Source organism: Corynebacterium sp. HMSC05D08 (assembly GCF_001807215.1).
Lineage (GTDB): Bacteria > Actinomycetota > Actinomycetes > Mycobacteriales > Mycobacteriaceae > Corynebacterium > Corynebacterium striatum.
This window is the reverse complement of sequence record NZ_KV788336.1, coordinates 1263-8358: the sequence shown is the minus strand read 5'-3', so window position 1 is coordinate 8358 and position 7096 is coordinate 1263. Positions and strand designations below refer to the sequence as shown.

Annotated in this window: 4 protein-coding genes and 3 pseudogenes; 1 reads left to right on the top strand and 6 read right to left on the bottom strand. The window is 52.5% G+C overall.

Annotated features, from left to right (window positions below; genetic code table 11):
* Positions 1-241: 241 nt before the first annotated feature.
* From HMPREF3148_RS07330 to HMPREF3148_RS07310, 5 genes and pseudogenes are all read right to left on the bottom strand, one after another.
* A complete protein-coding gene (locus tag HMPREF3148_RS07330; RefSeq protein WP_046646865.1) occupies positions 242-2014 on the bottom strand; it encodes an ABC transporter ATP-binding protein in 1773 nt (590 codons plus the stop codon).
* Positions 2007-3755, bottom strand: coding sequence for an ABC transporter ATP-binding protein (locus HMPREF3148_RS07325; RefSeq protein WP_070508933.1), 1749 nt, complete (start codon positions 3753-3755; stop codon positions 2007-2009). The genes HMPREF3148_RS07330 and HMPREF3148_RS07325 overlap by 8 nt, the downstream gene beginning before the upstream one ends.
* A 7-nt stretch (positions 3756-3762) precedes the next feature.
* Positions 3763-5232, bottom strand: coding sequence for an ABC transporter ATP-binding protein (locus HMPREF3148_RS07320; RefSeq protein ID WP_049147404.1), 1470 nt, complete (start codon positions 5230-5232; stop codon positions 3763-3765).
* Positions 5229-5900 (bottom strand): energy-coupling factor transporter transmembrane component T family protein, encoded by a 672-nt coding sequence (locus tag HMPREF3148_RS07315; RefSeq protein ID WP_239662675.1) that lies wholly within the window; start codon positions 5898-5900, stop codon positions 5229-5231. The genes HMPREF3148_RS07320 and HMPREF3148_RS07315 overlap by 4 nt, the downstream gene beginning before the upstream one ends.
* A gap of 50 nt (positions 5901-5950) precedes the next feature.
* Positions 5951-6585: pseudogene (locus tag HMPREF3148_RS07310) on the bottom strand (MptD family putative ECF transporter S component).
* Positions 6586-6726: 141 nt separating this feature from the next.
* Here HMPREF3148_RS07310 and HMPREF3148_RS13250 point away from each other — a divergent pair.
* A pseudogene (locus tag HMPREF3148_RS13250) lies at positions 6727-6903 on the top strand (IS481 family transposase); the annotation flags it as partial.
* On the opposite strand, the pseudogene HMPREF3148_RS07305 reads toward HMPREF3148_RS13250, so the two are convergent.
* Positions 6891-7096: pseudogene (locus HMPREF3148_RS07305) on the bottom strand (DDE-type integrase/transposase/recombinase); the annotation flags it as partial. The pseudogenes HMPREF3148_RS13250 and HMPREF3148_RS07305 overlap by 13 nt on opposite strands.

The following is a 7096-nucleotide window of genomic DNA, read 5'->3' as shown; positions in this document are numbered from 1 at the left end:
GGATTACCGGTACCAACTACGACGAACCGGCACTCTGACTCGATTACCAGGTTTGCGGCTTCACGCCGGTACTCCGGCGTGTACTTCTTGCGCTGTTGACTCACAATGAACATCCTCTCCTACGGACACATGATCCGTACAAATAGGGTGTCCACTAAACGAGGGTAACCTCAACTTAGGGTGCTCCGTGCTGCGGGGGAGAAGGGTGCCCCCGCAAACAACGCCGATCTCGGTGCCCGCGTTAATCGCGTCCCGAACTGATTTTCCACCCGCGTGCTGCTGTGCGTTGCTGCCAGAAGTGACGGTAGATACCGGGGACATCGGAAAGCTCAGAATGCGTGCCCAGCTGGCTGACTTGCCCGTGTTCATCCAAGACTACGATTTGATCAGCAGATTTGATTGTATCCAGCTTATGGGCGATGACAATAAAAGTAGATTGCTCCCGTAGCTCGTCCATCGCAGCAAGAATGTTTGCCTCATTTTCTGCATCGAGTGCGGAGGTAGCCTCATCAAAGAGTACAATCGGCGCTTGCTTGAGAAGCGCGCGAGCTACAGATACGCGCTGGCGTTCACCACCGGATAGAAGCCGACCGCCTTCACCAACAGGAGTATGCCATCCTAGGCGGTTGGCAATAGAAGTCACGCCTGAAAGATCAGCTGCGCGGAAGACTTCCTCATCGGAGGCGTCGGGACGACCAACGCGGATATTAGCGATTAACGAGTCGTCGAAGAGGTAGACGTCCTGAAAGACCATGGACAGTCTGGACATTAACTGTTCGGTTCCAAGCTCGCGGATATCTACGCCGTCAACCATCACCGCCCCGGAATCTACATCCCAGAATCGCGAAATAAGGCGCGCAATTGTGGTCTTTCCGGAGCCAGAAGGACCGACAATGGCGGTAACGGTGCCTGATCGAGCATGGAAAGCGACATCTACCAATACTGGTTTATCGCCGTATCCAAACGTGACATTACGCAGCTCTACATTTCCCGAACCATCGCCTGGGCGCGGAGTAGTGGGTTCTGGCAGGGAAGGAGCATCCGTGATGAGCTCAGTTTCTGCGAGCGCGATACGACCGGCGTCTAAACCGACGAAAGAAGAACCCAGCTGCTCAAGCGTGCGGGTAAACCTCAAGCTGATTCCGATGATCGCAATTGTTTCTAGTGGCGATAGGGCGCCTTCAACGGCAAGATCCGCGGAGACCATAATGAGAGCCACGATGAAGATCTGCACTACTATGCCGTTGAGTAGCAAAGCTAACGTGGATACCCATAGCTCGCGTATTCGTGCTTTATGGTCGATTTCTAGTGTTTGCTCTAGTGGGGCAAAAACTTGTGATTGTCCTGCCGCGCGCAGGGCTGGTTGACGGTTAGCAAATTCTACGATGCGCTGGGAGAGCTCTTTACTCGGCCCCAGTGTGCGGTTCGATGCTTTCTCACGAATCCATGCAGCCAACTGCATCACCACGAGCGCTAATGGTGCGATGATAAGAAGGACCAAGCCCAGCTTCGGGTTCCAGAAACACGCTCCTACTAACAAGGTGACAAGTGCCGCGCTATCGCGGTATATCGTTCCTTGAACATGCGCAATGGTCTCGGCCGCCACCATAAAGCGATCTGAAACGAGGCGAGATAGGCCGCCGGTATTAGCCGGTACGAACCAGCCGAGCGGTAGCGTTGCTAATTTATCGCCCACAGTCGTGTGCGCGGTTCGGATGAAATCCAAGGCCGTGTGGTAAGAGGCCATGGTTGCGAAAAATCGTAGCGCAAAAGCTACGAGCGCAATTGCCAAAAGCGTCCACATCCATGGTGCGATTGTCGTATCCCCATCGAGTGCCTTTGTAAGTGGCACGAGCGTGAGAACGGCGAGGCCGTCAAGCACGCCAACGATAAGCGATAGACAAGCATACCTTTTATTTAGCTTGTGGCCTACAGGACCTTGCAACTTTTTGACACTGCGAGTGAGTAGCGGATCACGAAGACGCGAACTAGCAGGCGTAGTGGCATTAGACATGAGAATTATCCTTCATAGGCTTGAGGCAGATTATTTGGTCTGCTCCTTGGATGGACTCCGGCTTGTGGGCGATGACTAAGACGGTCTTGCCTCTGACGAGTGTGGCTAGAGCTGCTTGAATTTCTGCTTCGCAGTCAGGATCAGTTGCCGCAGTAGCTTCATCCAGGATCAAGATTGGGGCATTGGTAATAATTGCCCGGGCTATAGAAATGCGTTGCTGTTGTCCACCGGATAAAGAGATGTCCTCGCCAACAACGGTGTCGAGCCCAGCCGGTAAAGCGCGAATATCAGCAGCTATGTGCGCAGCCTCTGCGGCTTGCCAGATCTCTTCATCGCGGGCTTCTGGGCGTGCAAGGCGAATGTTTTCCCGAATACTTATACGCAGTAAGTGAGGATCTTGTAAGACGAAAGCCACAGTGCGGTACAAACTGTCGAAAGTGAGATCACGGATATCCACGTTGTTGATAGTGATTGTGCCCGAATCTGGATCCTGGAAACGCGCCAGCATCGTTGCTGCTGTGGATTTGCCAGACCCGGAGGGGCCAATCAATGCCGTGACAGTGCCTGCGTTTAGTTGCGCAGAAAAGTCTTGGAGGACTGGTGTGTCTGGGGCGTAGCTAAAGCTGACCTTATGGAACTCCACCTCCATGTCTTGACTACTGGCATCGAGGCTCTTTTGGCCTTCTTTCACGTGGGAAATTGTCATGACTTCATCAAGGCGCAACGCCGCATTGCCAGCGAGCTGGTAAGACCACATCATTTCGCCGACGGTTTGAATCGTGCCCGGTATCACCAGCGCAATTAACGTTGTTGCGATGACTTCAGCGACCGTGACATAGTCACCAGCTATCAGCAGGGAACCGGCTCCTACATTGATAAGGATGAGGACAGGAACCGCCACCACAGACTCTGAGATTGCGGAAACACGCAGAAGCGGACGTACCCACTCGTAATAGAATTCCGCGAATTTTTGGGCAGCTTCGCGATATCGAGCGTGGGCTTTGCCAACGGTGCCGAAAGCCTTGACGACGGAAATACCTTCGGAGAACTCCACCGCAGTCGCAGAGACCTCACCCAGATAATTATCCATTTCCGCAGTTTTTGTGCCCATATCTTTCATTGAATACGCTTGGATTGCTAGGAAAATGGGCACAGTGGCAATAGAAAGTAGACCAAGGCGCCAATCCAAGATAAAGGCATAAACCAGAAGCGCGAGGGGCGTAAAGATCGCGGCGACCTTCTCTACAGGAGCGTGGGCTGTCAGGGTGTGCAGAGTTAGCGTATCGTCCTCGACGGCTTTGCGGACTTTGCCGGAATTAGTCTGGCTAAACCACGAGAGTGGTGCTTTCGCAATAGCGGTAATAATTCGGCGCCGGTTAATCCCCACCAGCTTTGCATCAGCGAAGTGGGTGATCGCAAGGGCAAGGAAATAGAAGAATAGCTGGCCCAAAAATGCAGCAAGCAGCCATTTCACAATGGACGCGACGTCATCAGTATTGCCGTCGATTAGAGCATTTCCCAGTGCCACCAACGCGACGTAGGGTGCTACGGCGAGTACCGAGGATATAAGCGCGAGAAACTGTGCGAAGTAGATGGTTGTTTGCACTGGGGCCAGTAGCTTTTTTAGAGCGACCTGGCCGGCTTTTTGTTTTGCGCGAGCCTCTTCTTCCGGTGACGCACCGTGTGATTCTGGTGCGTGGGTTCCGCTTGATTCTGTGGAACTTTGTTTTACTTCAGACATTACTTTCTCAATTCTTGTTGATGTCAGTCATATCGATGATTCTGGTGACTGATTCTTGGATGAATTCGTGGTCATGGGTGATGACGATGACCACTGCTCCGCTTGCTGCAAGAGATCGAAGGAGCGCAGAGATGGATTGCAGTTGGCGCCAGCCCACGCCAGAGGTAGGTTCATCGAAGATGTAGACCTCTGCTTGCTTGGCTTGGGCTGAAGCTATGGCTAAGCGTTGCCGTTGCCCACCGGACAGAGACTGCGGATGCCGTTGGGCCATTCCTGCCAGATCGAGGCGATGGAGAATCTCATTGACATCGATATGGTCCCGCTTCTTCTTTGCCAGTCCGAGCGTTACTTCTTCTTCGGTGGTGGCTGCGAATAACTGGCGGCCAACATCTTGCATCACCATGTACGCGGTACGTCTGCGGGCAGCCGCTCCTACTCGTTTGCTGTTCAAACGAAGACTACCGCCGCGTTTGGGAGAAGCAAGACCACAAATGATCCTGGCGAGGGTGGTTTTTCCAGCGCCGTTGGGCCCGATTAAGGCGGTGACTTCGCCGCTGGGGAAAAATACGTGGTCAATGTTTAGCACCTCATGCGTGCCATAAGAAAAACAGATGTTGCTTAACTCGAGTCCGCTCCGCTGGGGATCGGCGTTTTCGAGCGTGGGTGGTACCGGCACGCTCGCGGGCAGGGGAACGTGGTGTAAGCTGCGTAGCCCCAATTGTTTGCGTTCGGGTTCGTCTAAGGCATAAAACTCCTGAGCGTGGAAACTCCGCGTTATTTTTCCCTGAGTCAAGTAAATAACTTGGTCAGCGATATCTTTTAAGAAAAAGAGGCGGTGATCAGCGATAATGATCGTTGTGCCTAATTCCTTCAAGCGGTGTAGCGCGCGTGCAAGAATATCGATGCTTTCCATGGAGAGATTGGACGTGGGTTCATCGAGAAGCACGAGACTGCCCGGGGACACAAGCGCGCATGCGCATGCCACGTTTTGTAACTGTCCACCGGATAATTCTTTAAATCGCCGGCCCCGAAGATCGTTAATGCCTAGTAGCTCGACCGCTGATTGAATCCTCGACTCAATTTCTGTGGGATCCACACCAAGGTTTTCTAGCCCGAAGGCCAATTCTGCATTGACGCTTTCAGTGAAAAATTGTGTCCTTGGATTCTGGAATACTGAGGCGCTGAACTCGATGGCTCGGGACAGCGGTTCTTCCGCAGGGTTAAAAGCCTGGTCATCCTTTATAATAGTGATGGCGCCTAGTAGCTCTCCTGGATTGAAATGGGGGATGAGTCCGTTGATCAACTTGAGTACCGTGGACTTTCCCGATCCGGAATCACCGGTAATCAGTAGACACTGTCCTGGAGAGACAGAAAAAGACACATCAGATACACCTTGAATGCCTGGCCGAGCGCCCAATGGATATGTAAAAGAAGCGTTGTGGGCGTTTACACTGGTTGCGATACTGCGTTCGTTCATAAGTGGACCTCCGTGGGAAGCCAGACAGAGGCAACAATGAGGCCCAACCCAGCTAGTGCAGTTGCATCGACAAGCTTGAAGGAAAGATCGGCGGTGGTGGTTGGTCGTGTGGGGCCTCCCAATCCGCGGACAAGAGCAGAGGCAGCGAGCTCATCACCAGCGCGGACGACGGCGCCTAATAGGGGGATGATCAGCATCGCGGACGATTGTGTGGGCTGTGTGATCCAGCTTTTTACTCCAGGCTGGAGACCCCGAAGGACCATGGCATCGCGGATCGCTTTGGCTTCTGCCACGATTATCGGCAAAACGCGCAGGAAAACCGCCGGTGGAATGGTGGCCCAGCCTGGTAAACGCAGGTCCCGCAGTGCTGAGGTCAACGTGGATGGTGTGAGAGTGAGCAAGCCGAATGCGCCGATGGACATGCTGATGACAAAACGGCTTAGCCACGAAAAAATTGCCGCTGAAAAAGCGAAAAATGTAGAGCCAGGAAGCTGTAATAGGCCCCAATACCCTAGATAGGATAATGCAAAAGCGAACAGGCAAATAAGACCATAGTGTGGCTTTACTGTAGCTAGTGAGATGGAGCTGAAGGCGATAGAAATCAGCAGTGTCGGTAGGTGGCCGTGGCTGAGAGCTACCGCATTGATTACTAGAACAGAAAGCAGCACGGTCCGTGGATCGATCGAAGATCGACGAAGCACGCCCTGTTTTTGCAGGCTCACAGGAGACCAGCGCTTTCAAAGTGTTTGCGGCTGACGCGAACTCCGACCTTTCCTCCGATAAAGCCGACGATGAGCGCACAAATGGCCAGTACTCCAATGGTCCATGGCTGGAAGATATCCGACATAGCATCGGCGTATTCTTGACCCATTTGGTCTGCGATATCGACGTAGTATGAGTCCGTATCCAGAATTAGCGGGATAAAGGCAAAGAAATCCAGACACAGAAGATGCCGTAGGCAATAGGGAAGGACTTGGCAATACTGAGGTGGCTTTTTGTAATAATCAAATCTGTGATAAACCCAAGAATTATGCTTCCCAGCAAGGTCCAGAAGTAGTGTCCGGTGAGCATGAATGCTAATCCGTTAATACCGCCGACGAGGGTGAAAGCACCCATTTTGGACGTGCGGACGGCATAAAGTGCTAGCACGATTCCGTTTGCGATTGCCGCGATAAACCATCCAATAAACATGAATTGTGGTCCTGCGAATCCAATCATTCCGCTTATAAAGGTGATTACAAAGTAAAGTGCAGCAAAGATGCCAGCGTTGATGAGATCTCTGGTGTGTAAACGTGCCGTCGACCCACTGGATGAGCTTGTACTCCGTGCGGGCGTAGAGGACTGTTGGGTCATAGTAAACCTCGATTCATGAAAATTAGGCAAGGTAAGGCTTGCCTAATACATATAATGCTGTTTATAAACTATTTCTAGTTTTGATCTGAAGCTTCACCCTTAATGGGGGGCGAATGCAGATATGCGGACATCAAACCAGAGCACGACTACCGACTACGCACCGACAAAGTAGGCACGAACGGCAAGACAACCCTGCGATGGGGCGACAAACTACGCCGCCTCTACATCGGACGCCGATGGGGCGGAGAACCCATCACCATGGTCTGCGTCGACAATCACGTCGACATCAAAATAACCGCCACCGGGGCACAAATCGCCGCCTCGATGACCAGTGAGACACGCATGTGGTCTGCGAGTGCATAACCTGCAAGTTTTCGTGAATAGGTGTCAATGACTGTGGCAAGGTACATGTTCTTGCCGCCCTTACACGGCAGGTAGGTGATGTCGCCTACATAGACCTGGTTCGGCTTATCAGCGGTGAATTTGCGGCCTACTAAATCTGGCATGACGC